Here is a 26,232-nt window from a genome sequence, read left to right as displayed (position 1 = left end):
ATAAAATGACTAAAAAAGGACAAACTCTCCAATGTGAGAAGTTTGTCCAAAAAGTTATTCGTATTAACTATTTTTACACTAATACGAATAATAGTGAATTAGAATAATGACTTAATACTTGCTAAGACAGTAAGTACACCTACAATAATAACAAATACGTTACTCATTTTCCCTTTGTATTTAGCTAGTACTGGAACTTTTTGAATCGCATACATCGGTAATAGACATAAGATAGCAGCAACTAATGGACCGCTTAGAGAATCAATAAGTCCAAGAATACTTGGATTTGTATAAGCAACAAACCAGCATGATAATACAACAAAAGTAAGGATTACTGTCTTAATTGTTTTTTCTTCAATATCTTTTCCACGTGATTTACCGAACTTAATAATCATGTCACGCATTACTTCAAATGCTCCTATATAATGGCCAAGGAAAGACTTTGTAATAGCCACAAAAGCAATAATTGGAGCTGCAATAGTGATTACAGGCGAATTAAGCTCATTAGCAAGATATGAAAGAATTGATAAGTTTTGTTCTTTTGCCATTTTTATATCATCTGGAGTCAAGCTCAATGCGCTACTCCAAACGAAGAACATAACAACAGCGAATGTCATAATATAACAAACCTTTTGTATTTGCGCACATTTAGCATCAGTGGCTTCGATTCCATACGTAGCTCTCTGTTTCACAACAAATGATGAAATCATAGGTGAATGATTAAATGAGAATACGATGATTGGTAGAATCATCAATATCGTCCCAAAATAGCCTGTTCCTGTTGAAGCAGTTGAAACAGCTGAAAAACTAAGCATTGACGTATTCCACTGTGGAATTAAAGATATTGCAATAAAAAGTAGAGAAACTATGAAAGGATACACTAACATACTCATTACCTTTACAGTAATATCTTGACCAAAATTTAGTATAGCGATAAGACCAAGAACTAATACAAGTGATAAAATAGCCCTTGGAGGTTCTGGCATGTGCAATTGATGCACGATAAAACTACTTGCAGTATTTGTAAGCGCAACCGAATACATTAGTACGATTGTATAAATTGAACCGAAATATACGATGTTAAAAATGATACTCGCTTTATTTCCGAAATACTCTCTAATTGTACCTGTGATCCCCTCATCAGCAGAATTAGAAGCGTATATCATTTTAGCAAGCGCCCTATGTGAGTAGTACATAACTGGATATGCAAGTAATGTAATTAGTAGTAAAGATAATAAACCACCTGAACCTGCATTAATCGGTAAAAAGAGCACCCCTGCTCCAATTGCAGTTCCAAATAGACTCAGTGCCCATGTAGTATCCTGCTTATGCCACTTTTTCGGATCTGCATATTGCTCATTTTTTCGTGCGGTATTTTCAGCTTGAACTTCTATTTTCTTTGCAGTATTCCCGTTCATATAATAACTCCCCCTTGTATCTATTCCTGCATCTCTCTTTGCATCTAACAAATATTCCCTTTCTGGAAAATGAATTCCTTACAAGTTGCCCCACATTGTATGTCCTTCATCATAATGAATCCAAATTGAAACATTCACTAATTAGCGTCCTAATATAATTGTTAGCGTTCACAAAAAAGTTTACTCGTAATATCCGCTCTTTATATAAAGACCCCTTAAGAGAACAATATAGAATAGACTTCATAAATACGTTGCAACATTTCTAATAACAGTGTATTACTTTAATGGTTTCTCTTTTTTACTTTTAACAGTAATTTTAGCTAAACCGGCCTCTCTTCATTTGCGAGGCATTTCTTTCTCAATTCTATACATTACCTTCATAACTTCGGTAGCACTGATGATATTGCTTACACAAGCCACTGAAGCACATTACATACATTTCGCCTCTAATCACACACCTTTCTTACTAATAATCGCATTTTTTATATTTTCTCCAGAGATAATAAAATTTCTCTCGACGCCCTCATTATAACGTGTATATTTATAAAATTAATATTTTTATATTTTCAGAAATATTAAAGAGGAATAATTTTATATGGATAATATTTTACAGTTAGCATGTAGCCATTGTTTTTATCGCTTAAAGCTGAATTAGTTATTAAAAAAATACAATAATACATTGTTTTTCTAGGTGACTTATTATAAAGATACTTATATCCCCTTTTATCAAAAAATCTTATTTTAAACATAAAAGATATTCTAATAAATAATTAATGTAGGTAAAAAGAAAAAAACCCAAAAATACAAAAACCAAATTTTAGGATATATATTATTAATATTGAATTCATATACAATTTAAAAAGCTACACTGAGCAAAAAGCAAAAAAGCTGCCCCATATGGACAGCTCATTTACATAATTATCGTTATCAGGAATACACAAACAAATCACTTCAATATCATCTTAATTGTAGTTTGTTCGGCTCTTCTTCAGGGATATCTCTATGTTTGTAATGAATCGTTTTTACATCATTTCCTTTTATGCGAAAAGTAATTGTGTCCTCTCCATAAGGCGGATTGTGTGCACCCTCAAAAGTTTAAATTTTAAAATCCCTCATTAACTAGCTCTTTTATCGAGTTTAATTTTGAAGAAAGCTCGATAAACCATTCTTCATCCCCTGTTAATAATGCAAGATCTATAAGATAAAGGATTTGTTCCTTATTTATTACCTTTGATTCAGGGAGTTTGTTAACGTGTTTACTAAAGAGTAAAATCGCTTCGTTTATTGTGTACTGGCCGTCACGTTTCACAATACTAACTGTAACTATATCCTCTACATCATCAAGTGATACAATATAACCAACTATTAATTCACCTTCATTTGATATTCCACGAACCCAATCTCCTACTTTTAAAACATGATTATTATTTGACATCATACCGTTTCACCTTCCTATAAATATTTTTTGTGACGATAAAAAAGATATAAAAACAATTATACTGTAATATTTTTCATTACATTTAAGTGTTAAGAACTCACGGCTATATAATAATTAAGCCGCTTAACGCTCTTGATTGATAAGGTCAACAACTTCTTTCATTGTATAATTCTTTAAGTATTCACCTAGATGCTCTTCAGCACCTAAGAAAATAGCGAAAAGAACTTTTCGCATGTTCGAACCTACAACACACTGATTGTTTGATTCTGGACACTTCGGCTGCAAAGCACCTTCAGAGGTTATCTGATAAATATGCCAAAGATTAATTTCATCTAAATCGCGAGCGAAAATAAAACCGCCACCAGTCCCCTCTTTCGATTGTATAAACTTATGTTTTTTTAACAAACTTAGTACTTTGCGAATGCGTACTGGATGTACACCTGCACTTTCTGAAATAGCATTACTTGTTGACATCCGATCTGGCTGTAAAGCTAAATAAGTTAAACTGTGTATGGCCAAGGTAAAGTCGCTGTTCATGATTTTCCTCCTACGATCAAAAATATTGTTTCTCATATATTAACTGTAGCCATAAATATTACAGATAGGTTAGAACGTTAAAACATATAGAATACTTCTTGCCATAAAAAATTAATTCTCTTATATTCTATCCGGTCCCACCTATATCTGATAACTTCATTTAGCTTTTTAAGTTGAAAATAAAATTAAACACTCCACTGTTTCTTCACTTGTTCTTCTGCCAACTGTTTAATTTTTGTCCAAATCGTATCTTTACTCACAATAACATTTGTTTGATAATTTCTATCATTATAATTAACTGTAACACATACTTCAATCATCTTCTGCTTCCTCCTTTCAAAAAACTTTTTCTAAAAATACTACTTATTAATTGGCCAATTTTTGCAATTCAATGTTCAAAAACGTTCGAACGCTACGTGGTAAAAATTTACGAATTTCTTCCTCATTAAAACCAATCTGCAATCTTTTCTCGTCCAGCATAATTGGGCGACGTAACATTAGTGGATGCTCAATTATTAATGTATAAAATTCATTGAGCGAGAGCTCCTCAATATTTATATTTAAGTCCTGAAAAGTTTTCGATCTAGTTGAAATAATTTCAGTAGCCCCCTCTTCAGTTAAACGAAGAATCGATTTAAGCTCATCAACTGTCATAGAATTTGATACGATGTTTTTTTCAATATAATCAATTTGATGCTCTTCAAGCCATGCTTTCGCTTTTCGGCATGAGGCACAGCTTGCTGTTGTATATAGAATTACCATATTTCACTCACTCCTTTAATGTTATGAAACGTACATTTTAAACATCGGTTATTGAAATGTATTAAAAAAAATTACAGTTTAGAATCAAATACAAGCAATATTATTTATTCGAGAATATTTAATTTATCTACATTTTACAGACGATAACAACTCACTTCTAAAAACTATACTGTAATTTTAAACTTTACAGTTCTATAAATCAAATGTTAAGTCTTGGATTCATTCTATTAACGTATAATAGGAGCAGTTGAGACAATACTTGCCTCAACCGATTTTTATATCTCTTTATAATTTTTTGCAGTAATGACTGTTTCAAACTCAAAGGTTTCGGGTAGATGATCTGCATAAGAATATTCAAAAGTTCGTCCATCCGTTAAATAAGCTACTTGTTCAACTCGCATTAGGAAATCCTGATTTGTTAAGTTCATAAACTGCTTTTCCCTATCATCTGGGCGAATTCCTTTAACCCTGACAACAGATGTCCCTACTTCAAGACCAAGTTTATTTTGAATATGTGAGTATATCGACTCCTCTAAAACAGAAGCCTCAACACCTGGGATAACCGAAATTGGCATCCATGTATGCTCCATAATCGTCGGAATGCTGTGAATGATGCGGAGGCGAATGATTTTATAGACGAAATCACCGATTGAAACTCCCAATTTCTCAGCAACTACTTCATCAGCCCCAACAATCGCAAACTCGATAATTTTACTTTCTACCTCACTGCCGTATACAGCTTTCGTACCCGTTAAAGTTTGAATCATTCGTGCCTTTTCCTGTTGACGCCAATCTTGCACCACTGTTCCACTTCCGCGCCGGCGGATGATGTAGCCATCTCTAACTAATAGATCCAGCGCTTTCTTAATAGTAAGGGCTGAAACACCAAATTCTTCAGCAAGGACGGGGCTACTCGGAATTTTTTCGTTGATTTTATATTCACCGTCTAAAATTTGCTGTTTAATCTTTTGATAAATGCCGAGGTATTTTACTTGTGTTGATCCGCTTGCCATTTTCATACCTCCTTTATACTGCAAACTCTCTTCTATTCATTCAAATGTAAAGCCTCAAGTTTGTAAACTGAAGGTGATGGGGCAGCAAATCCATTTTCTAAGATTTCTATATTCGTTACCGCTTCTTCGTCTTTCACAAGTTTTGGTGCACCATTTATAATTGTTTCATACGCGGCATCATAGAAACGACCGTAATCACCAAGCGGCGTTTTAATTTGTTTTTCAATCCAGTCACCATTTGCATTACGATATTTAGCAACTCCATAGTACATCGGTGAATCTTCACCAAACCCTGCACTCTCAGGCATAATCCCCGCTTTCAAATCATTTTCCTGCTGATCTTCACCATATTTAATAAATGATCCATTTGTTCCATGAACGATAAAGCGTGGATAATCTTTTGCTACGACATGGTTCGTTTTCAGCTTAATCTTCAACTGATTTCCGTAATGTAAACCAACATCGAAATAATTATCAACCGCACCTTCCATTTCATTATTACGAATATCGTATGTCACCGTATCTGGACGGCCGAATAGTGAAATCATACGGTCCATCGTATGAATACCTAAACTGTAAAATGAACCTTCTTCTTTTGGAGCTTCATGAGTGATTGAACCAGGACGGAAATAATCAATATGTGATTCAATCTCAATAATATCACCAAGGAATCCTTGTTCAATTACTTGCTTCACAGCTAAAAAATCACCATCAAAACGGCGGTTTTGATAAGGCATAACTACTACATCTTTTTCTCGTCCTAAAGCTAATAATTCTTTCGCATGTTCCACTGTATCGCAAAATGGTTTTTCAACGATAACTGATTTTCCAGCTAGTATAACTTTTTTTGCTAATTCATAATGCGTATGTGCTGGCGTACAGATCGTCACCACTTGAATTTCCTTGTCATTCAACAATTCGTCCAAATCAGTAGTGAAGTAAACACCTTTTTCCTTATATGGAGCCGCTAATTTCTCATTTATTTGACGTACAAAAATCGTTTTTATTTTTATATTATTACGTGTGTTTACATAAGGTAAGTGATAGCGGTTAGCTGACTTTCCAAATCCAATAAAGCCCATTGTTAATGTCATATTTTTCAACTTCCTTGCTCATAAATTTTCGTTTCTATATTTATTATATAATTTAATTATTAAAAGTATATAGTTTTAAATTTATAATTATATATTAAATAAAAAATCCACGATAAAATTCATTCTCACTATAAGTTATGGACCTATAAAGTGAAACTTTAATCAGTGGGGCGATTTATTCTCTACTGATTATTTACCCGTAAATACCGGGATGAAAAGGAGCGTAATGAACATGGCATATACTACTATATCTATGGAAATTTTCGGATCACCTGAACAAGTATGGCAATTAATAGGAGGTTTCAACTCCCTTCCAGACTGGTTACCTTATATACCTAGTAGTAAATTAACTGAAGGCGGTCGTGTACGTCATCTAGCTAATCCAGATGGTGATACAATTATAGAACGCTTAGAAGTATTCAATGATAAGGAACGCTACTACACGTATTCAATCATGAATGCACCGTTCCCGGTCACTAATTATTTATCTACAATCCGGGTGAAAAAAGGTACTGAAAGTAACACATCATTAGTAGAGTGGTCTGGTACGTTCACTCCTGTTGAGGTTAGTGATGAAGAGGCAATAAATCTGTTTCATGGTATATACAGCGATGGACTGAAAGCATTGCAGCAAGCATTTCTAGATTAATTCATGTAATTGATTGAGACGAAAAAGTTAATTAACAGTCAAACATTCGACTTTGTGGTTAAGTTCATTATGAAAGATAAACAAATACAAATTTCATGCCTGCTTGTTAATGACAAGAAATAAAAAATACTACCTCCAAATGGAAGGTAGTATTTTTTTATTAATCAGGAAAAACAATTAATCCCTCTTCTTTTTCCTCCTGTTTTAAATCTTCTTCTGGGAAGGTTACAGTTGAATTTTTATCACCTGTTCTTTTTGTTTCTTCACCTGGAAATACGAAAGTTGAATTTTCTTTTCCTTCATTTTTTTCTACGTTATCTGGAAATACCATAGGATCATTGGTAGTCAAATCACTATGAAATCCAAGGTTAGACAAAATCGCTTTTAAATCTGGTAAAACCCCTATTTTATCAGATGATGGATTATTAGACTTTGTGCCTGTATTAGGATTACTTAAAATTGCCCTCAATTCTTTTGGTGTATATGCCTTACCTAAATGTTCTTTAGCAATCCCTTGAATTGATACAGCAGCCCCAGCAATTATAGGCGAAGCGCTAGAAGTACCACGGAAGTTAGAAGTATAACGATTCATTATATTCTGATCTGTAACTTTTTGCCCTTTACTATTTTGATTTTGATATGTATCTAATGTATCAACATACTCTCCCCAACCATATACATCAATTCTACTACCATAGTTAGAGAAACCTAAACGTTTATGAGGAACTCTTGCAGTAGATGCTCCAACTATAATAGCTCCTGAATCTTTAAAGTCTGGACTATTTCGATTTAAAATCTGTTTACCATTACGGTCTTTAAATTCATCTAAATCAATCCCACCATTACCAGCTGCTTCTACAATAATAATGCCTTTATCTGTACCTTTGCGAATTGCGTTAAATATACTCGGGTATACTTCTACTGGTAAAGGGTCATCTCCATATCCATCATATTTAAAGGATTCTTCTATTAATAAAACATCTCCAGCCTGTAAAGAATCTACGGCACTTAAAATAGCATCTCTTACATCGATTCTCCCATTATCTCGGATCACTGAAATTACTTTTGCCTTTGCTTTTGGTGCAATCCCAATGTTCCCAATCCTATTGTCAGCTGCAGAAACAACACCTAGAACTGAAGTACCGTGAGAAAGATCATTACTCATTTTTCCAGACATAAATTCAATATTTTGACCGACTAAATCTTCATGATTTAATAACCAGCCTTCTTCCAAATCTACAAAGGTTGCTCCTTGACCATCTCCTCCTTTAATTCCCCAAGCATAAGGAGCATTAATTCCTAAAGGTGCCTCTTCAAGATATCCCTGTCTCGAAAATCTAGGTTCATCATAAGGATTGATTGATAATACAGGCAATCTCGAGCTAGTTGTTGTGTTTATACTCTTATTAGAACGAAATTGTATTTTACTAGAATCGTTATTGGCAGCATGTACTGTATTTGTTACAAATGTCGTACCTACCCCAGCAAAAGTTGTAATTGCAAGTGATGATACCAACATACCTTTAAAATTTTTCATCTTTCCACCTCTAGTTTTCTATTAGAATTAACATATTTAATAATGTGTATGAACCAAAAATCTTTTTATCTTATTATAAAAATTAATAGATTTTTATAACTTTTTGATTTACATAAAAACTCCTTTCATTCTTGTAATTCAATGTGTATATTTCAAAATAACAAACTAACTGTAACTATTATAGTTACACCTTTATTGATTTTCAACTACGAAATATAAATTTTTAAAAATAAATTTATATTACTTTAAAACAGAGCTAACCTTTTACGCATATAAAAAAACAAAATATCTGTGCAAATTACAGCGGTGAATAAGTTTATAGACTGCAAAAAAACAAGAAAAAGCAAAACACTAAGTGCTTTGCTCCTTATAAAATTCCTTTTAACTTTTCACCAATTAACCTCGCTACATACTCATAGCCTTCTGGTCCAAAGTGTAATCCATCTTTTTCACCATTTTCTACAAATCTTTTATAATCCCGTTCTTGAATCATTTCAGCGAATACGTTTAGAAAATAACTTCCTGTTTCCCTCGCCACTTTCTCCACCACGTCTGCATACTGACCAAGCACTCTATTTGTTCTATTACGCTGTCTTTCTTCATCAACTGGTGCAGGACTAATCAGTAGTACTTTATCTGATGAAATATGGTTCACAATCTTCTCTAAGTTTTCTTTATATGCTTGTAATGACACTTGAGAAAAAGAAACTGCATCATTCGTACCAAGAAAAACTGTTACGAAATCTGGTTTATATGATATTACATCTTCTTCAATCCTATGTAACGCATCGAATGTATTATCCCCTGGAACACCTGCATTCACTACTTTCCACTTCGGAAACATCTCTTGCAAACGTGGTGTTAATCTCGGCATTCCATCAAAAAATGTTTCATCAGCTGTAATACTATCTCCAAAGCACACTAACGTTTTCATTAAGCTACTCTCCTTTTACGTATGAAACAACTTTCCTTCTATTGCTTTTATATATCTTTCAGCAGAACGTTCAACTGCCTCATTTGCATTTTCTTTTACTACTCGATGAAAAGCATTGTATAAACGATTAAACTGTAACGGCTTCACTCGGTTCACCATTTCTTCCACTTTTCTCGCTGGTAATGGAATTAAGTTTGGATAGCTATACATAAAACTTACCCACCGCTCATCCGCTACAACTTGAATAATATCACCTGTTAACAAAATCCCTTTTCCATCATTACCTTCTTCCCAGTGCAATACAGAACCACCACTAAAATGTCCTCCAAGACGATGTACAGTAATCCCATCCGCTAATTGTAAAGACTCACCAGACCAATAAATAATACGACTACTTGGGCGCATCACCCATTCTTTATCATCTTCATGTATATAAATTGGTACATCAAATGTCTCTGCCCATTCTACTTGCGTTGAATAATAATGAGGATGAGACAATGCAATTGCATCTAATCCACCAAGCTCTTTTATTTTCGCAATTGTCGTTTCATCTAAATACGTAATGCAGTCCCATAGTAAACGATATGACTCTGTTTTCACTATAAATGCCGTTTGACCGATCGCAAATCCTGGTTTTGTCGTAATACTATAAAGTCCATTTTCCTCTTTGATTATTTCATTTTTATATGTATCATCTGTTTGCAAATTTTCTAAAGTCGTCCAAGACTGCCCTTTCGGATTCACATATTGCCTCTCTTCATCACAAATATGACAACTCACCGGTTCCTCTACACTCGCTGCATACTGCACACCGCACGTTGTACAAACGAAATTTTTCATCATAATTCCCCCTATCCCTATATTTTTATTAAGCTGATTTTTGTTGATAATAATCTACTTTTTTATTTTCAATTAATAAACTTATAAAAGTAAGTAAATAGGCAACTGTAACCGATAATGGAATTACAGTAAATCCTTTTTCGCTTCTGCAACATTCATCTCACTATCTCCCCCAAAATATTTGTACTAAAAAGTCACCTCAACCTCACCCATCCAATAACGCCAAGCTGCTAAATAATCTTCTAAATCTTTCGGGTGGTGCCGTAAACATGTATCTATACGCAAATATAATCCTATGACTATTTCTTCATATAAATCACGGTCTTTTTTATAAAATACACATTGTTTCATCGCATAACCAATCGTTTCTTTTGTTAAATCTTCCGGAGTTGAACAGAACGCATAAATTAAATCATATATAGGATCTCCTAACACTGGTAAAGGATCAATTACACCGTGCAGTTTATTCTCTTGAAATATAAAATTATGAAATCCAAGATCACCATGCAATAAAAATGGCTCATTTATTCCAGTCCCCCTACTTGGACTATTTGCTAACTTAAAAACCGTTCTATACTCTTCCTCACTTATATAACGTCTTACATTTTCATGAGCTTCCATCACATTTGTCGTTAAAAATTCATTCCAAGATTGAACTGGGCTTTCTTTCCATCCCCAGCCATCAACCTCTGTAGCTACTTCATACTTATTGATAACTTCCTTTACAAGTTTACTAAGAACACTCCGTTTATGGCCTAGTTTGCAAGAAGTTGTGCCCTCAAGGAATGAGTAAACAATATAGCGATTTAAAGGTTCCTTATATAAAAGCTTTGGAAATAATTCGTCCTTTTTATAAAACTGAAGAAAATAAGCTTCTTCACGTATGACATCCGATTCATTCAACTTTATAACGTATTGTTCATCTAACAAATATATAGTACTTGTCGTTCCCCCGTTTAATGCTTTTACGCTATTTGGATAATGTGAAATAACTTTTTCCTTAACTAGTTGTGCAGTGATTATTGAAATGTCCATTCTCTCACCCTTCAACTCCGAATATTTCCTTAATTCAAAAGACAACTTTACTATTATTTGACAAACAAAAGTAAAATCCTTTCAATCGCCCTGATATAACAAACAACAACTTTATTTTATTACAATGACTTTCTTCAATATTCCATTTATGATAACGTGATTTTATCACTCTAAATGCTCTTCATATACTCTAATAATTTCTATTGCAGGGTCTCTGTCTTGTAATTTATGAGCCAAACTTTCTATACCAAACACTTCTGTAAACGTATGACTACCTACAATTAAATTAATTCCTTTAAATTTCGCATGTTGCACTGTATATAATGTTTTTTCACCTGTTATGTACGTGTCACATCCTTTTTCTAATGCACGTTCAATCAAATTTGTATTATTTCCTGCACCGGTTAAGATTGCAATCCGTTTTACTGGTTTATCGTGATTTCTCCAGCTCTTCACTTTCTCTTCCATTTTTTCTTCAAGTTTTCCAACTAAGTTTGAAAAAGGAATCGCTTCTTTATATTCTCCTATTCCCGGTAGTTCTTCTTCCTCATAGGTTGAATATTCCAGTATTGTATCTATCCCAATTTCGTTAAATAACGATGTACACGTGCCAAACTTTACAAAATCTAACGGTAAATGAATCCAAAAATGATTCATTTCATATTGCTTCAATTTCTCAATACAAGCCTCTTCCATACCAAATAAAAAACTCCACGGCGCATGATGTGTAACTATCATATCAACTCCATTTCGATACGCTTCTTCAATAGTTTCTAACGTTAAATTTGTTGTGTAACCGATTTTGTGAAATTCATCTTTACTTATATAAGTAAAACCATATTCATCATCGCCATATTTATGAAGATGCTCTCCAAATAGTGATGTTATATGTTCATTAAACTGCTTTATATTCATTTTTATTTCTCCTTTCATTTACTTTTATATTTCATAAATAAGGAAATACTAAATTACAACGTTACATACATATAGGAGGACAATATGAAACCTGAATTTTTAAAAGCTGTACATGATGCAATCGGAAATGTCGAACACATTCATATAGAAGAAAGCGGTGCTGACAGCTTACTTATCCATCATGATGATGCACAGCAGTTACAACAAGTCGCTAAAACGCTAGAAAATAACAATTTTCGCTCTGCTTTAAGAACAACTGGAAATGCTTCGTATATTGAAGTATTGAACAGATAATGAAAGTCCGGATGTATGCCGGGCTTTCTTTTTTATATTGAAACTTCAAATTCTTTCACATACACCGCTGTTCCAGCAATATCAATTTGTAAATTCGCATCCCCTTCAACTTTCGTTACATACACCGTTACACGACCATCTTTATGTATTTCCTGTCCTTGTTCAACAATTAACTCCATTTCATGGTCAAAATCTTTTTCCAAATACATCGCATAATACGCCCCCATTACACCTGAAGCTGTTCCTGTCACTGGATCTTCTATCGTTCCAGCATAAGCCGATGAGAAATGACGTCCATGCATTTGTGCTAGTTCATCATAAGTATCTAGACAAATTGGGTGAATAGAAGCGTTAGGTATTTCTTTTAATACTGATGGAAACATCTCATTGTTAGGCTTCATTCTCTCACACGCATCTAGATTTTTAATCGGTACAATTACTGTCCAATTACCAGTACTTCCATATACAATCGGTAAACTTACATCTAAATCATTTACTTCTAAACCGATACTATGAGCTAATTCTTCTTTTGAACCCGTAAATTCTTTAAACTGAGGTGCTGCCTGCCTCATTTTAATAAAGGTTTCTCCATTTTCTTTTACACCTATTTGTATCGGTAAAATCCCAGCCTTCGTTTCAATCATAAGGTTACTTTTCTCTTCTAATAAACCTTTTTCGCGCAAGGCATATATCGTTCCTACTGTCCCATGACCACATAAATCCATTTCAAAACCAGGGGTAAAATAGCGCATTCTTATATCTCCTACTTCTGAGGAAAGAACAAAAGTTGTTTCGTTATATCCAACTTTTTCAGCAATAATTTGCATTTCCTCTTCCGTTAATCCATCTGCTTCTAATACAATACCTGCTGGATTTCCCTTATTTGGTTTATTCGTAAATGCGTCGTAATGAAATACATTTATAGTCTTCATTTTCTTTTCCCCTTATTTGTCCATTTCTTTATTTTTATAATCAATAAGAAAATCCATCTAACCAACTTTCATAATCAGCTTTTTGAAATGGACGTATAATGAGTCTATCCGTCTCTACTTCTAGCTTCATTTAATTTCATCCCTCAAATTATTAATTGAATATTCTTTATTATCTTACACAAAATACAAAATCTAGTAAATTATTATGTTTTTGATACATAAAAACCCAGTCATGCTTTATACATAACTGGGTTCTCCATTATTTCATAATTTTCTATTTCACAAGAACAGCATCTCGTAATTCCCTCTTCAACACTTTTCCTAAAGCGTTTTTCGGTAACTCATCTATGAATACCACTTCTGGAATTTTGTAACTTGCTAACTTCTCCTTACAATACTGAATAATACTTTCTTCTGTTAATGTTGTTTCGCCATCCTTCACAATGTAAGCTCTTGGAACCTCTCCCCAAAAGTCATCTGGAACTCCAACTACTGCAACTTCTAAAACACCATGTATTTCATGAATAACATCTTCTACTTGATCTGGATATACGTTGTCACCACCGCGTATAATAACGTCTTTATATCTTCCCATAATATGCAGGAATCCATCATCATCTATCATGCCAGCATCGCCCATGTTAAACCAGTTATCTTTTACTACCTTCTTTGTCGCCTTTTCATTATTCCAATATCCTTTAAACATGTATGGACTTTTCACATGAATCTCTCCAACTTCATTTGTTGTTAGTTCATGTCCTGTTTCTGGGTGAACAATTTTCACCTCTACATTTTTCAAGGTCTTTCCTACAGAAGACATCTTTTCTTTTCCCATCATTGGATGCCATGAGGTTACAACCCAACCTTCTGTACTACCATAGCCTTGCACCATATATATGCCTTTTTCCATATATTTTTGAATGAGTGTTTCTGGCACTTTTGTACCACCGCTTTGTGCTACTTTAAAGGTTGAAATGTTACGTTCTTTTTTATTTAGTTCATCAAGCATGTAACTATAAACGGCTGGGAAAGCAAGCATCGTAGTAATTTTCTCTTCTTCAATCTTATCCCAAATAAGAGCAGGATTCGAATCAGCTAAGAAGATCATCGTAACGCCATGATAAATACAATTTAAAATAGAAAGCACGCCACTCATATGAAACAATGGATGCACAGATAAAAAGCGTTCACCTGCTGGAATTTCTCTTTGTCCCGCAATTTCAGCAAAATAATGATGTAAGTTTTTATGTCCAATTACACATGCTTTTGCCTGTCCAGTCGTTCCTGATGTAAACAAGTAAATGGCATCGTCTTCTTCATGAACTTCTACGTTCGGTTCTGTCGTTGGCTGTTTTTGCAACTCTAATTCAAATGAACCAAAGTCTTCTTTTGTCGTTTGAATTACATAAGGAATTTCTTTAACAGCATCAACCTTTAATAACACTTCATTAAATTCTTCATCAATAACTAACACTTTTAATTTCGCTTCTTTTACAATCGTTTCTAATTCATAAACAGTCAGCTGATGATTTAGCGGAATAAATACCGCTCCAATTTTTAAACTTGCCATCATAACGCTTGGAAATGGGTGATTATTTTTGCATAGTATTCCTATACGATCTCCTCTTTGCACACCATTATATAACAAATAATGTGCAAACTGATTTACTCGTTCATTATATTGCTGAAACGAATATCTTTTCTTCCCCCCTACAAGCGCTTCCAAATTTGGTGATTGCATTGCTCTCTTTTGTAATAATTGTCGCATCGTTCTCAAGTAAAACTCCCCTTTATATATGTTAGGTTTTTTATTTTACCAGATTAACTATTAATTTACTAAAGATTACACTTAGTGAATATAAGAAGAATATAAAATATCCATTTACTTTACAAGTAAATGGATATTTCCCATTATATATTAGAATACTTCTTGTTCATCACATATTGCACATACTCAGGTGCACTTTTATCAATCTCTTCATCACTTAGTTTATATTCTGCACCATATAAATAAAAGGAAGGTATAAATTCCATACCTGTGTATAAGCATGTAGCTTGGAATGGTTTCGTCAACTCATCCATTGTAATTCTACTATTTTCATAGTCTTTTTCTAATCCACCTATAGAAATAGCTACACCAAATTCTTTCCCCTTCACTTTATCTCCTTTAGATCCGTATGCAAATCCATATGTTAATACATCATCGAACCATTTTTTTAATAATGGTGGTGAGCTGTACCAGTAAAGCGGAAATTGAAATATATATCTGTCATGTTCTACTAATAACTTTTGCTCTTCTTCAATATTAAACTCCCAATTCGGTGCCACTTTATACAATTCATGCACCGTAATTTCATCCGAATATTTCTCAAGTTCTTCAATCCATCTTTTATTAATTTTTGATTTTTCAATATCAGGATGTGCTACAATTACAAGTGTTTTCATCTTTTTTCATCCCCTTTATAAATTATTCAACCCTTTACGTATTAGTATGAATGAGTCACATATAATTGAAAAGTACGTACTTTAAAGTGCTATAGGAACCTTAAAGTACCTGTGGAGGTGTTATATGAATCAAAATGATAATTGCCCAATTGCAACAACACTCGATGTAATCGGTGGAAAATGGAAAGTTCATATTTTATGTATTTTGTCGGATGGAAAAATGCGAACAAATGAAATTAAACGAGAAATCCCAAACATTACACAAAAGGTTCTTACACAACAACTTCGGCAACTTGAAGCTGATGGGATTATCTATCGTACCGTATATCAAGAAGTTCCACCAAAGGTTGAGTACACACTAAGTGAATACGGAAAATCTTTAATGCAAATAATGGATAATCTGTTTGAATGGGGAAAAGATCATCAGATTAAAAGATTACATGACTAAAAAAGCACTATATACTTTGTTTCATCCTCTACGTTCATATTTTTTATTTCTATAAAGTTTATTTTCATCATTTTTTAGCTAACTTGTTTTCTTAGATTGATGGACGTGACCCCACATCCATCAATCTAAAAAGATACAATTAGAAAAATGAGATTTCTATAAAGTTTCGCATATAAACACTACTTCAGCCTCATTAAACGCTCGCTCTACTTTTTCTAATCTCAATTGTACGTAAGCTGTAAAGAAGCACCCCTAAACCGAGAATTTTTTCATTATTAGACGCATTAGAACCTAAGGTAATAGTAGGTACATTTAAACCCATAAACCTTTCACTCCATTCTATAGGCATATAAAAAGATACTCCTTAAAAATAAAAAACGCTATTCTCTCTGTAAAATCATAGAAAAGAATAGCGCTTTTTATTTTGAAATAGAAATCATCATTTAAACTAAACATGCTAATATTGATTTTGTGCGATTGTCAGTTACCTCATAATAAATTTCTAATCCTTTCCGAGTACCTGTAACCATTTTAGCAGCTTTTAATTTAGATAAATGTTGACTAATTGTACTTTGAGGCATTTGTAAATCCCCATACATTGTTGTTACATTAGTAGGACCTTTTGCAAGCATTATTTTTACTAAAGATAGACGAACTGGATGCGCCAATACCTTTAACACCTCAGCGATTTCTTGAAACATTTCTTTTTTTTCTTTCATCTTATTTCTCCCCTTTTATATACATATTTATGTTATCCATATATATAATTCGAAGGTATATGCGTTTTTGTGTCCGTCATTGAAAAAAAATATAAAAAAACTTTAATCCGAAACTAAAGGATTAGCTTAACATAATGTCTCACCATTAATGATGAATAGGAATCTCATTATAGAAGCAGCAGTTTTTATACTACACCTCTACATTCAACTAACTAAAACCAATGAAAAAAAGAGCAGATAGTCTGCCCTTTTATGATGCCTCCTTATGTTCCGTGGAATGTTTAACACTCCCCATTCTCTTTAGTTTATTCCACCCTACCGCTACTCCTCGAAGCGATGAGAATATAGATTTAATGACAACATAAGTCATAAATTGACGATAAATAAAACGTTGTAAAATTAACCATGCCAATGGTTTTGGGTTCTCTTCCTCTAATTTAAATGCGAACAGAGAAGCGAGAAGATCCATTAAAAAGAATACAAGATAAAATCCTAAAACTTTTAGCGGATTACTACTAAATATTCCTATAATCATTAATATATCTGCAAAAGGAGCAATGAATTGCAGCACATATTGGAATAACCACATATTAGGCAGTGCAATAAATCCTAATGTTTTATGCTTTGGATTACATAACGCTTTTCGATGTTTCCAAAGACATTGAAGTGTACCATATGACCAACGATACCGCTGTTTAATGAGACTTTTCACATCTTCAGGTGATTCCGTAAAAGCATGAGCTTTTTCTTCATATACAATTCTATGCCCTTGACGTAAAAATGTAATAGTAAGATCCGTATCTTCTGCTAACGTATCTTCGCTTAAATATCCAGATTCAACTACATTCTTTTTGCGCCACGCCCCAATAGCTCCTGGAACTACTGTAATACAATTTAACTCATCAAAAGCTCTACGTTCTAAATTAAACCCTGTAATGTACTCAACATGTTGCCAAGTAGTTAACAAATTCCGTCTATTCCCCACTTTGACATTACCTGAAACTGCAGCTACATTCTGATCTTCAAAGTGTCTAACCATTAGAAAAATGGCATCTTGCGCAATAATAGTATCCGCATCTAAAGTGACAATTATTTCTCCTCGCGATTGTTGAAACCCTAGGTTCATTGCCGATGATTTCCCGCCGTTTTCTTTCTGAATGAAACGAACTTTAGGGTGTTTATAAAATGTTTCTTTCATTACTTTTGACGTACCATCTGTCGATCCGTCATCCACAACAATAACTTCAAATTCTCTATAATTACTATCCAAAATTGAGTGAATTGTCTTGGCTATCACCTTTTCTTCATTATATGCTGCTATGACAACACTAACAAAAGGTTGATAGGACGAATTAATATAGCGAGATAACGTTTTTCTTTTCTGCTTCCATGCAAAATAAATTAAGAATAAAAATCGAAAAATCCCTAATCCAATAGCAATATAAAAAATAGTTGTTAATATATGCTTAAAGTATCCTGCCCCTGAAAAGACAGCTTTATTGTAAAGTAAATATTGCTTCCCCTCAGAAGAAACAGGAGGCATAATTTCATCTCGTTCTTTATTCATTAAATCTGAAATTGTTACAAAACTATATCCATTTTTTTTAAGTTCTTTAATAATAATGGGAAGCGCTTCTACCGTATGGGCACGATTCCCTCCCGCATCATGGAGAAGAACAATATTTCCCTCTCCCTTATAAATGGGAGTAAGAGCACGCTTTACTAATTCATTCGTTGATGGTGTTGCCCAGTCTTCAGGATCAACTTTTTCCGCCACCATTGTATAGTTCATATTTTGTGCACGCAAAATAGGCAATATTTCATTTGATGAATCTGGGTTAGCATCGGCTTCATATGGCGGTCTAAATAAAACCGTAGAATGTCCAGTTATTTCCTGAATTAAACGTTGCGTCGTATTAAGTTCTAATTTTGTTCGTAGTAAAGACGTATCAGCGACGTTAGGATGCTTGAAAGTATGATTGCCAATTTCATGCCCTTCATCGTATATTCTTTTTACAATACTAGTATTTAGTTGCGCGTTTTCACCAAGTACAAAAAAAGCAGCTTTTATTTGATTCTCTTTTAATATATCTAAAATTTCTGGCGTATATTTCGGGTCTGGTCCATCATCAAATGTTAATACTACTTGTTTCTCATTTGGTTTTCCATATCGTTGCACTTCATATGCAGATGGTAAGGATTGATATACTTCATCTGTAATATAACCATCTTTGCCTACTTTAAAATCTCTCAATCCATTTTTTCTTTCATTCTCAATCTGTAAAATTTCACCTTGTCCAGAATAATTCACTTCATCTAAACTACTGATTTTATGTAATACATTAGGATTTTTTTGTACCTCAATAGGATTTTTTAAAACTTTCCATATTGTAGGATCTTCTGCTCCTAATCTCCATAGCGCAAACCCCTTTGCATTATTGTCCATTGCGATTTTCACTTGATTATAAAGAGTAACACCGTCTAAGAACCAAGCAGTATGTTCTTTCTCTCCTGTTTTATATCTAAAATACGGATTTCCACTCATCTTATCCCATTGAATTTTTATATTTGAATCATGAGCCATTGCCATAACTTCTGAGAAAGTCATAGACTTTGCAGCTTCTTTACTATTTACTTCCCAATCGTATCCATAGTTACCGAAAGCAACTATAAGTTTATCAGACGGAATATTCAGTTCTTTTAATGTATGTTGGAACCATTTATTTGAAGCAATTGGTCCTGGTTCCCCGGCTCCATAGTGCTCATCGTACATCATTACAATCATACGATCTATTATTTTTCCTAATGCACTATAATCAAAAGCCTTATCATTAGCTGGAACATCTTGTGTGACGAGCAAATCATGTTTATGAAAGGCCATAGTAAGTTCTTTCATAAAATTTGTTAAGTTTTCTTTATCACTTTCAGGTACGGACTCAAAGTCAATATTAATACCTGAAAACTGACTCTTTTTAACTTCGCTTACTAAATTATTAATAAATTTCGTCTTCACATCATTCGGCGAATTCAGTAACTTATGGATAAGCTCACTATCAGGGCCAGAAGCTTTTTCTGTATAGTTAGTAAGTAACGGCATAATCTTCACATGATTTTTTTTTGCTAGTTTTACAATCTCAGGTTTTATCTCACTTCTAATCGTTAAATCTTCTTTTAAATGATACCATTCTGGTACTAACGTGGTTAATGAATCGATATTTTCTTTTAAAGAAGCGGTACTATTTTCATCCCAGTTTACATAAAAACCATACACTTCTTTAGGATGTTTACTATCCTTCGGCGGATTCACCAAATTTTTATTATCCTTCGTTTCGGTATTTGGGTTAAATGCTTCCTCCTTTAACTCCTGATCACTAAGTTTTTGATTAATTGGTACAAGTTTCGTATCTTGTTGTACAGCGGTATTCATATTTGGAATTTCTGGTGTTGAAAAAATACTTTGAAAGAAAAAATAAAATACAACACTTACACTAACTATTGAGATACATAGAAACCAAATAAAGGCTATGTTTCTCCTTCCTTTCGGATCATAAAAAACAGGTTTTTCTTTATCTTTCTCTTGTTGAATGTTTTTCTCCATTATATTTTTCACATACTCCTTCTTAATAAAACTATAGAATAATAAAGTGCAACTTTAATCAGTGGGGGTTTTGTTCATCCCCCACTAATCATCAGCCCTCACCAATCGGGCTGCCCAGCAAATAGCGGAATAAATCCTTTTAGCTTTGAAATGAATCTCTCACTTCCATATTCTATTGATTCTTCTTTTCATTCCCTTGCTGGTGGCCTCTATTTTCTTGTTGAGACCCCCTACCATTGTTCCCTTGCTCGTTTCCGTCATTTTCTTTCTGGGATCCTCTTCCATTGTTCCCTTGCTGATTCCCATTATTTCCTTGTTGAGGATTTCTTCCATTGTTCCCTTGCCCATTTCCATTATTCCCTTGTTGAGACCCTCTTCCATTGTTCCCTTGCTCGTTTCCGTTATTTCCCTGTTGAGATCCTCTTCCGTTGTTCACTTGCTCATTTCCATTATTCCCTTGTTGAGATCCTCTTCCGTTGTTCACTTGCCCATTTCCATTATTCCCTTGTTGAGATCCTCTTCCGTTGTTCACTTGCCCATTTCCATTATTCCCTTGTTGAGATCCTCTTCCGTTGTTCACTTGCTGATTCCCATTATTTCCTTGTTGAGCTTCTCTACTGTTATTCTCTTGTTGATTCCCTCTATTTTCTTGCTGAGATCCTCTTCCATTGTTTTCTTTTATTTGCTTGGATGGCTGTTCCTCTGTTTTCTTTTGTTCTTTCTGCTCTTGCTTTTCATATTTTTTTTCTTTTACAGGAGACAAATCCAGTGATGTATCATGAGATGACTCCGGCTGTGATTGCACCTCTTCTTCGTTTTCCACCGGATTAGACGGGGTGGCAGGAGGCGTAAGTGATTTGTTCTTCTCATTCTCTTGCTTTATATAGACACCTGTGCCAATTCCAGCTTTTCTAGCATTCTCTCTTACTTGCATTGTGCTACTTTGATATTCAACTGTAATATGTTTTAGCTCATATTCTTTCTTTAATTCTTTCATTTCCTTTTCCAAAAGTGGTTCTAGTGCCTTGTCCTTTGCAACTGCTGTTAGCATAACTTGCTTATCATTCGTTAAATACTTATCCTCTTGACTTTGCTTTATAATAGTACGTATTACTTCTTGCAATTGTTTATTTTCCCATTGCTTCAATTCTTTTAAAATACGCCTTCCATCATCATTACAAGCCTGCAAATCTATAACACGAAAATCCTTTGTTACGCTCACCTCTAAACTTGGATTTATATCAACTGAGACGTAAGCAAATACTTTTTCTTCTGGTTGGTTGTAGAAAAACAGCACTGCAAATAGAAAACAAGCAACAAGTATTGATGCAGGCTTTAAAAAGGAAGGGATCGAAAAATACGATACTTTTTGTTCTTGCTCATCAAATGAGATTTCCTCCCCGATTATGCAAGAATCCCCTTTTCTTTTACACGTAATAAACTCTCCATTTGGTGTTAAAACAACTACGCTATGCTTTTTTATATCCATCACAATTCCTTTATTCATCATGCTTTCCCCCCTTTATATAATCAAGAATGTATGTATAGTTGTTTGCAAAGATAATACACATTGCAATGATATATTTTCTATGACGCTCCAATGTTTTGCGACTTACCCTAACACGCGGTTCAATATGTTTAAGTGGTAACTTTTTCTTTCGGAACAGCTCTTCCATCATTTCCTCTTCTTTTATAATAATTTTCACAATTTCTATTAAGTGCTCACGCGTATCACGATGCTTAGGAGATTCTTTAGCAAGCTCTGAGAATGTGATTTTAAACTCAGCTAGCACACTTTGAAAATGAAGAATTTCCTCCTTACGGTTACTATTTTCCATCTCTTTCATATACTCCGTAAGCGACACTTGCATTTCTAACATTTCCTCTTGCTCATCTTCTTTTAAAAAGACAAAGTTATGTTTAGACTCCTTACGTATATAGTCAATTACATCTCTTTTTATAAGAAGATCAGCAAACGCTAAAAAAGATTTTCCTTTTGTATAGGAATACTTTTCAATTGCTTCGTTAAACGCAAACAATCCAATGCTATATTCATCATCCTGTTCTGTAATATATCGGCGGCAGACAGATGAGATTGATTTTCTAATAAAAGGCTGATACTGTACGATAAACGCTTCTTTATCTTCTTCATTATTTTGTATGTTACATACGATATCTTCTATTTTCGGTTTTCTTAAGATCTTCATTACTAAACTCAACACTTGTAATCTCCCAGCCTCCTTCAAATAGCAAAATGGTCACTACACAAGTGACCATTTAACCAGATTTTCTTGGTACTTTTCTTCGGTCTTGTTTTCTTGCTGTTAGTTATATTTTTAGAGTCTAACGTTTTCTTAATGATTTTTCCTTTTCTCTCGGCACTAAAGTTAAGTTTGTATTTTTATCTACTTTCTTATTCTCTACCGTTCGTTTTGCTTATTCTTTTTCTATTTTATCTGCAATCCTTGAATAACTCTCCTCTATATAATTGGTAATTTCATCCTTTTACTTCGGATGCCCACTTAATCTAGTAATTTTATTAATACTTCTATATTCTTTCATAGTCATTTTTCTTCTATTTATTTTTTCCACTATACATATTCGGAGGAGTACAAAGTTTTATGGGGGTCAAAAAATATTTTTATAAAAAATACATATTTATTTCAAAAATAAAAACCATCAATTTGAAAAAGGGTAATCAAATTGATGGTTTTCTTATAGTATCTATTAAATTAAGTTGGATTCTCATCATATCTAAAAAAAGTACTAGCTATCCTCTGCCGCTTTTCTCCACTTTTATCTTTCTTGGTTATCATAATATGTCTTATCTGCGTATTTTCTATCATTTCCTTTTAGATAAGCTAAAATTACTTTTGGATTTTTAAATAAAGTCCAGTATCCATATGTATCAAATCTTCTGCATGAAGTTATCATTCCATTTTTAATAGTACCGAATTTCTTATTATTTTTCTTTCCCCACTCTTTTAAACGTTTTGCGAAATCTGCATCTTCTGCCATAAGCATGTTTTCATTAAATCCATTGATTGCCATAAAGTCTTTTCTATAGCACCAAAAAATCCCTACAGATATAGCTCCGTACTTAAAAAGTAAAGGGATTATGATTAACATTGCGGAGAGAAATATTCCTAAAGATATTCTTTCAAACTTCCCATTCACCCCACCACCAATGTATTTACCTGAAGCTAAATATTTATCTACATTAGACAACATAGACTCTGTCATTATCGTATCAGCGTCTATAGTAACGATTATTTCTCCACTGGCTATTTTAGCCCCTGCATTTCGAATTTTAGATAAGTTTTTATCGTTATTTTTCAATATAATACAATTATAAGATTTTGCTATTTCCTCTGTTTTATCTGTGCAACGATTTAAAACAACTATAACTTCCGTTTGCTCTTTATATGCCTCTGATGCCTTTGCAATTGAATCTAAACATTTTCTAATGTACTTTTCTTCATTGTGTGCAGGAATTATAATAGAAAACTTCACATCTTTTTTCAAATTGACTCCTGAAGATTCCTTTGTCTCAGTCATAATATTCCCCCCTTATTTTATAAGGTAAATATCTGTTATACATAACGTATATTAAAATTCAATAAATTATATGATAGGAACTGCAGGTAAACTATTACTTGAGTATTAAAAAACAAAAACGTTATTCTTTCTAAATAAGCAAAATTACTAGAAAGAATAACGTTTTTTATTAGTTACATTAATATTTTATTCGTTGCTTTATTTCTTCAAAACGAGCATGTATAATTTTTCTGATATCTGGATGATTCTTATATAAAGTAACAGTATACATGATGGAAGATGCAAGAATAGTAGACCATATTAACCAATCTCCAGCATGAGAAAGAACTTTAATTATTTCACTCGTAAATTCTTCCTGTCCGTCATGAAATGTATAGCTGAGTAGTTACCTTATTTTTAAAAAAACATTCTGATTATTTCTTTTTCACTTCTTCTACAAATTCCCATGTCTCTCCGTTATCTTTTGATTGATAAAGTGCACTACTATCGCCATTGTAGTCTCCATCTGCCCCTTGTCCAACTAACATATTAAAAACCCCATCTTTCTCATATGGCATACTAGGTGAATCAAAAGGACTTATTGTGGACTGTGTATGATCTAATTTCACTTCATGCGGCGGATATTCTACCTTTTTGAAAGATACTCCCCCATCATCTGTACGATATAACTCTCCTTCATTACCAGAAGGCCTAATTGCTCCTAAAAACCCAAGTTTATCATTTATAAAAGTGATTCCTGATACACTACCAATCCCCCCATTAAATGGGTCTGGATTGATAACCTCCCATGTTTTCCCTTCATCACTAGTCTTGCTTAATGAATAAAAAGCGCTCCCTAATGCTTTATCTGTCATATTTAGTTTATAACCAATTTCTTTCGATAGGAAAAACTGTTCTTTTTCATTCTTTAAATCTTGTTGTTTCTTCTCTTTAAGCATATCTTCTTTTGGAGGCGTCTTTGATTTACTCCAACTTGCGTCACTTATTAAATTATATCTAGCAGGGACTAGCTCTTTCTCTTTTCCAGGGACAAATATAGATACAGTATATCCAATGATATCAGAAGATGCTTCTTTAAGACTCTGCCCCTTACCATCCTCAGTAATATTAATAATTCCCTCTGTATTGGATCCCCAATTTCTTTTCCCATAATAAATCAACCCATACTTACTTTCATTCCATTTTCTAACCGTTTGCTTAACTGGAATCGCCTTAACCGTTTTAATTAAAGGTTCTACTAATTTATCATCATTATAATCAGGCTTTGCGTATCCGTCTCGTATTATAGTAATATCTTCTGATTTCTTCTTATTATAAGAGATTAAATAAGTTTCTTCTTTCCCATCAACATTTTTCCCATAAACAAATGTATCAAACGCTGTGATTGTTCCATCTGAATGAAATGTAAGATCAAAATCAGTTGCCATATACAATTTCTTTGGCAAAGGATATTTTTTATTTATATCTTCAAAAATACCTTCTACTCCAGACTTATATATATTATTATGTTTAAGTTTAACTGACCTTTCATGTTTTAACTTTTCTATAAACCATGCCAATTTACCATTGTAATTTATTGCACTTTTATAAATCTGCATCCCATAAAATGATGTAATTGCAACAATAATGATAATAGAAATGGATCTCCATGATATTGAATTTGTTAATTTTTTAGATTCATATTCTCTATTTTTTATCACCCGCATTGTAGTAAATGTAGTTATGGATATAAAAAGTACTATACATAATAACAAAATGTAAATATTATAATTCATTCTTCCGTACTTACAGTATAAGGCCAACTCATAGCAAAAGATCCCGTATACAATTATTAGTATTGGATTTGTTACTAATGACAGAAGTATCCTTTTTGTATTTTCTCTAAATATAGAAACCACTCCTAATTATATGAATTACTGATATTAAGTATACTTTATTGTAAAGTAACAAAAAAGCTATTTAATCTTGCCGCAAAAAATACAATAGACATATGAATATTATATTCATGTTAAGAAGGCCAACAATCCAAGATTGTTAGCCTCTACTTCCCATATTCGTATCTTTTA

The 26,232-nt window shown here is 33.3% G+C and carries 25 protein-coding genes and 4 pseudogenes; 3 read left to right on the top strand and 26 right to left on the bottom strand.

The window, feature by feature from the left end:
- Window positions 1-98 precede the first annotated feature (98 nt).
- The 8 genes and pseudogenes from ACTFRY_RS07540 to ACTFRY_RS07505 form a co-directional block, all read right to left on the bottom strand.
- Complete coding sequence (locus tag ACTFRY_RS07540) at window positions 99-1,418, bottom strand: aromatic amino acid transport family protein (RefSeq protein ID WP_001014190.1); 1,320 nt, start codon at window positions 1,416-1,418, stop codon at window positions 99-101.
- Window positions 1,419-2,375: 957 nt separating this feature from the next.
- A pseudogene (locus tag ACTFRY_RS07535) lies at window positions 2,376-2,513 on the bottom strand (DUF3888 domain-containing protein); the annotation flags it as partial.
- Between the two features lie 7 nt (window positions 2,514-2,520).
- Window positions 2,521-2,856, bottom strand: coding sequence for an IDEAL domain-containing protein (locus tag ACTFRY_RS07530; RefSeq protein ID WP_000987462.1), 336 nt, complete (start codon window positions 2,854-2,856; stop codon window positions 2,521-2,523).
- Between the two features lie 123 nt (window positions 2,857-2,979).
- Window positions 2,980-3,393 carry an Rrf2-family transcriptional regulator SaiR gene (saiR, locus tag ACTFRY_RS07525; RefSeq protein ID WP_001083465.1) on the bottom strand — a complete coding sequence of 138 codons (414 nt, stop codon included), beginning with the start codon at window positions 3,391-3,393 and terminating at the stop codon, window positions 2,980-2,982.
- A gap of 185 nt (window positions 3,394-3,578) precedes the next feature.
- Window positions 3,579-3,713, bottom strand: a complete 135-nt coding sequence (locus ACTFRY_RS07520; protein ID WP_000573532.1) for a BA3454 family stress response protein — start codon at window positions 3,711-3,713, stop codon at window positions 3,579-3,581.
- Between the two features lie 46 nt (window positions 3,714-3,759).
- The gene (gene spxA, locus ACTFRY_RS07515) at window positions 3,760-4,155 is read right to left on the bottom strand and encodes a transcriptional regulator SpxA (RefSeq protein WP_000236190.1); all 396 of its coding nucleotides are present in this window, start codon (window positions 4,153-4,155) and stop codon (window positions 3,760-3,762) included.
- Window positions 4,156-4,430: 275 nt separating this feature from the next.
- Window positions 4,431-5,168, bottom strand: a complete 738-nt coding sequence (locus ACTFRY_RS07510; RefSeq protein ID WP_000146278.1) for a GntR family transcriptional regulator — start codon at window positions 5,166-5,168, stop codon at window positions 4,431-4,433.
- A 32-nt stretch (window positions 5,169-5,200) separates the two neighbouring features.
- Complete coding sequence (locus ACTFRY_RS07505; protein WP_098617212.1) at window positions 5,201-6,262, bottom strand: oxidoreductase; 1,062 nt, start codon at window positions 6,260-6,262, stop codon at window positions 5,201-5,203.
- A 232-nt stretch (window positions 6,263-6,494) separates the two neighbouring features.
- On the opposite strand from ACTFRY_RS07505, the gene ACTFRY_RS07500 reads away from it, so the two are divergent.
- Window positions 6,495-6,911, top strand: a complete 417-nt coding sequence (locus ACTFRY_RS07500; RefSeq protein ID WP_000332041.1) for an SRPBCC family protein — start codon at window positions 6,495-6,497, stop codon at window positions 6,909-6,911.
- A 160-nt stretch (window positions 6,912-7,071) separates the two neighbouring features.
- Here ACTFRY_RS07500 and ACTFRY_RS07495 read toward each other — a convergent pair whose 3' ends face one another.
- The 6 genes and pseudogenes from ACTFRY_RS07495 to ACTFRY_RS07470 all read right to left on the bottom strand — a co-directional run bounded on the left by ACTFRY_RS07495 (window position 7,072) and on the right by ACTFRY_RS07470 (window position 12,172).
- Window positions 7,072-8,448, bottom strand: a complete 1,377-nt coding sequence (locus tag ACTFRY_RS07495; protein ID WP_002000327.1) for a S8 family peptidase — start codon at window positions 8,446-8,448, stop codon at window positions 7,072-7,074.
- Between the two features lie 367 nt (window positions 8,449-8,815).
- On the bottom strand, window positions 8,816-9,382 hold the full coding sequence (locus ACTFRY_RS07490) for an SGNH/GDSL hydrolase family protein (RefSeq protein ID WP_000855198.1): 567 nt from the start codon (window positions 9,380-9,382) through the stop codon (window positions 8,816-8,818).
- A gap of 15 nt (window positions 9,383-9,397) precedes the next feature.
- On the bottom strand, window positions 9,398-10,225 hold the full coding sequence (locus ACTFRY_RS07485) for an MBL fold metallo-hydrolase (RefSeq protein WP_002000328.1): 828 nt from the start codon (window positions 10,223-10,225) through the stop codon (window positions 9,398-9,400).
- Window positions 10,226-10,250: 25 nt separating this feature from the next.
- Window positions 10,251-10,367, bottom strand: a pseudogene (locus tag ACTFRY_RS07480) (DUF7010 family protein); the annotation flags it as partial.
- Window positions 10,368-10,408: 41 nt separating this feature from the next.
- A complete protein-coding gene (locus ACTFRY_RS07475; protein ID WP_000355249.1) occupies window positions 10,409-11,257 on the bottom strand; it encodes a phosphotransferase in 849 nt (282 codons plus the stop codon).
- A gap of 165 nt (window positions 11,258-11,422) precedes the next feature.
- The gene (locus ACTFRY_RS07470) at window positions 11,423-12,172 is read right to left on the bottom strand and encodes a Nif3-like dinuclear metal center hexameric protein (RefSeq protein WP_001022447.1); all 750 of its coding nucleotides are present in this window, start codon (window positions 12,170-12,172) and stop codon (window positions 11,423-11,425) included.
- An 84-nt stretch (window positions 12,173-12,256) separates the two neighbouring features.
- On the opposite strand from ACTFRY_RS07470, the gene ACTFRY_RS07465 reads away from it, so the two are divergent.
- Window positions 12,257-12,466 carry a hypothetical protein gene (locus tag ACTFRY_RS07465; RefSeq protein WP_000801654.1) on the top strand — a complete coding sequence of 70 codons (210 nt, stop codon included), beginning with the start codon at window positions 12,257-12,259 and terminating at the stop codon, window positions 12,464-12,466.
- 32 nt (window positions 12,467-12,498) lie between these two features.
- Here ACTFRY_RS07465 and ACTFRY_RS07460 read toward each other — a convergent pair whose 3' ends face one another.
- The 4 genes and pseudogenes from ACTFRY_RS07460 to ACTFRY_RS07445 form a co-directional block, all read right to left on the bottom strand.
- Window positions 12,499-13,398, bottom strand: a complete 900-nt coding sequence (locus ACTFRY_RS07460) for a PhzF family phenazine biosynthesis isomerase (protein WP_000849320.1) — start codon at window positions 13,396-13,398, stop codon at window positions 12,499-12,501.
- A gap of 46 nt (window positions 13,399-13,444) precedes the next feature.
- Window positions 13,445-13,528: pseudogene (locus ACTFRY_RS07455) on the bottom strand (GNAT family N-acetyltransferase); the annotation flags it as partial.
- Window positions 13,529-13,672: 144 nt separating this feature from the next.
- Entirely contained in the window at window positions 13,673-15,166 is a 1,494-nt protein-coding gene (locus ACTFRY_RS07450; RefSeq protein ID WP_098617227.1) for a class I adenylate-forming enzyme family protein, read from the bottom strand.
- 143 nt (window positions 15,167-15,309) lie between these two features.
- The gene (locus ACTFRY_RS07445) at window positions 15,310-15,843 is read right to left on the bottom strand and encodes an NAD(P)H-dependent oxidoreductase (RefSeq protein ID WP_000855232.1); all 534 of its coding nucleotides are present in this window, start codon (window positions 15,841-15,843) and stop codon (window positions 15,310-15,312) included.
- 124 nt (window positions 15,844-15,967) lie between these two features.
- On the opposite strand from ACTFRY_RS07445, the gene ACTFRY_RS07440 reads away from it, so the two are divergent.
- The gene (locus ACTFRY_RS07440) at window positions 15,968-16,291 is read left to right on the top strand and encodes a winged helix-turn-helix transcriptional regulator (protein WP_001072981.1); all 324 of its coding nucleotides are present in this window, start codon (window positions 15,968-15,970) and stop codon (window positions 16,289-16,291) included.
- A gap of 193 nt (window positions 16,292-16,484) precedes the next feature.
- On the opposite strand, the gene ACTFRY_RS07435 is transcribed toward ACTFRY_RS07440, so the two are convergent.
- From ACTFRY_RS07435 to ACTFRY_RS07400, 8 genes and pseudogenes are all read right to left on the bottom strand, one after another.
- Window positions 16,485-16,640: a hypothetical protein gene (locus tag ACTFRY_RS07435; protein ID WP_001121202.1), complete on the bottom strand. Its 156-nt coding sequence runs from the start codon at window positions 16,638-16,640 to the stop codon at window positions 16,485-16,487.
- Window positions 16,641-16,734: 94 nt separating this feature from the next.
- Window positions 16,735-17,010: an ArsR/SmtB family transcription factor gene (locus ACTFRY_RS07430; protein WP_000660066.1), complete on the bottom strand. Its 276-nt coding sequence runs from the start codon at window positions 17,008-17,010 to the stop codon at window positions 16,735-16,737.
- Between the two features lie 250 nt (window positions 17,011-17,260).
- Window positions 17,261-20,608: a glycosyltransferase gene (locus tag ACTFRY_RS07425; protein ID WP_098617211.1), complete on the bottom strand. Its 3,348-nt coding sequence runs from the start codon at window positions 20,606-20,608 to the stop codon at window positions 17,261-17,263.
- Window positions 20,609-20,780: 172 nt separating this feature from the next.
- A complete protein-coding gene (locus ACTFRY_RS07420; protein WP_086391384.1) occupies window positions 20,781-22,118 on the bottom strand; it encodes an anti-sigma factor domain-containing protein in 1,338 nt (445 codons plus the stop codon).
- Window positions 22,108-22,830, bottom strand: coding sequence for an RNA polymerase sigma factor SigI (gene sigI, locus ACTFRY_RS07415; protein ID WP_025708828.1), 723 nt, complete (start codon window positions 22,828-22,830; stop codon window positions 22,108-22,110). The genes ACTFRY_RS07420 and sigI overlap by 11 nt, the downstream gene beginning before the upstream one ends.
- A 574-nt stretch (window positions 22,831-23,404) precedes the next feature.
- Window positions 23,405-24,166 carry a glycosyltransferase gene (locus tag ACTFRY_RS07410; protein WP_098617209.1) on the bottom strand — a complete coding sequence of 254 codons (762 nt, stop codon included), beginning with the start codon at window positions 24,164-24,166 and terminating at the stop codon, window positions 23,405-23,407.
- 178 nt (window positions 24,167-24,344) lie between these two features.
- Window positions 24,345-24,539: pseudogene (locus ACTFRY_RS07405) on the bottom strand (hypothetical protein); the annotation flags it as partial.
- A 40-nt stretch (window positions 24,540-24,579) separates the two neighbouring features.
- Window positions 24,580-26,064 carry a WD40/YVTN/BNR-like repeat-containing protein gene (locus tag ACTFRY_RS07400; RefSeq protein WP_098617208.1) on the bottom strand — a complete coding sequence of 495 codons (1,485 nt, stop codon included), beginning with the start codon at window positions 26,062-26,064 and terminating at the stop codon, window positions 24,580-24,582.
- Window positions 26,065-26,232 lie beyond the last annotated feature (168 nt).

The organism is Bacillus cereus group sp. MYBK195-1, from assembly GCF_051916605.1.
GTDB classification, from domain to species: domain Bacteria; phylum Bacillota; class Bacilli; order Bacillales; family Bacillaceae_G; genus Bacillus_A; species Bacillus_A cereus.
Note: the sequence above shows the minus strand (reverse complement) of the source record. Positions and strands in the feature narration are given on the sequence as shown.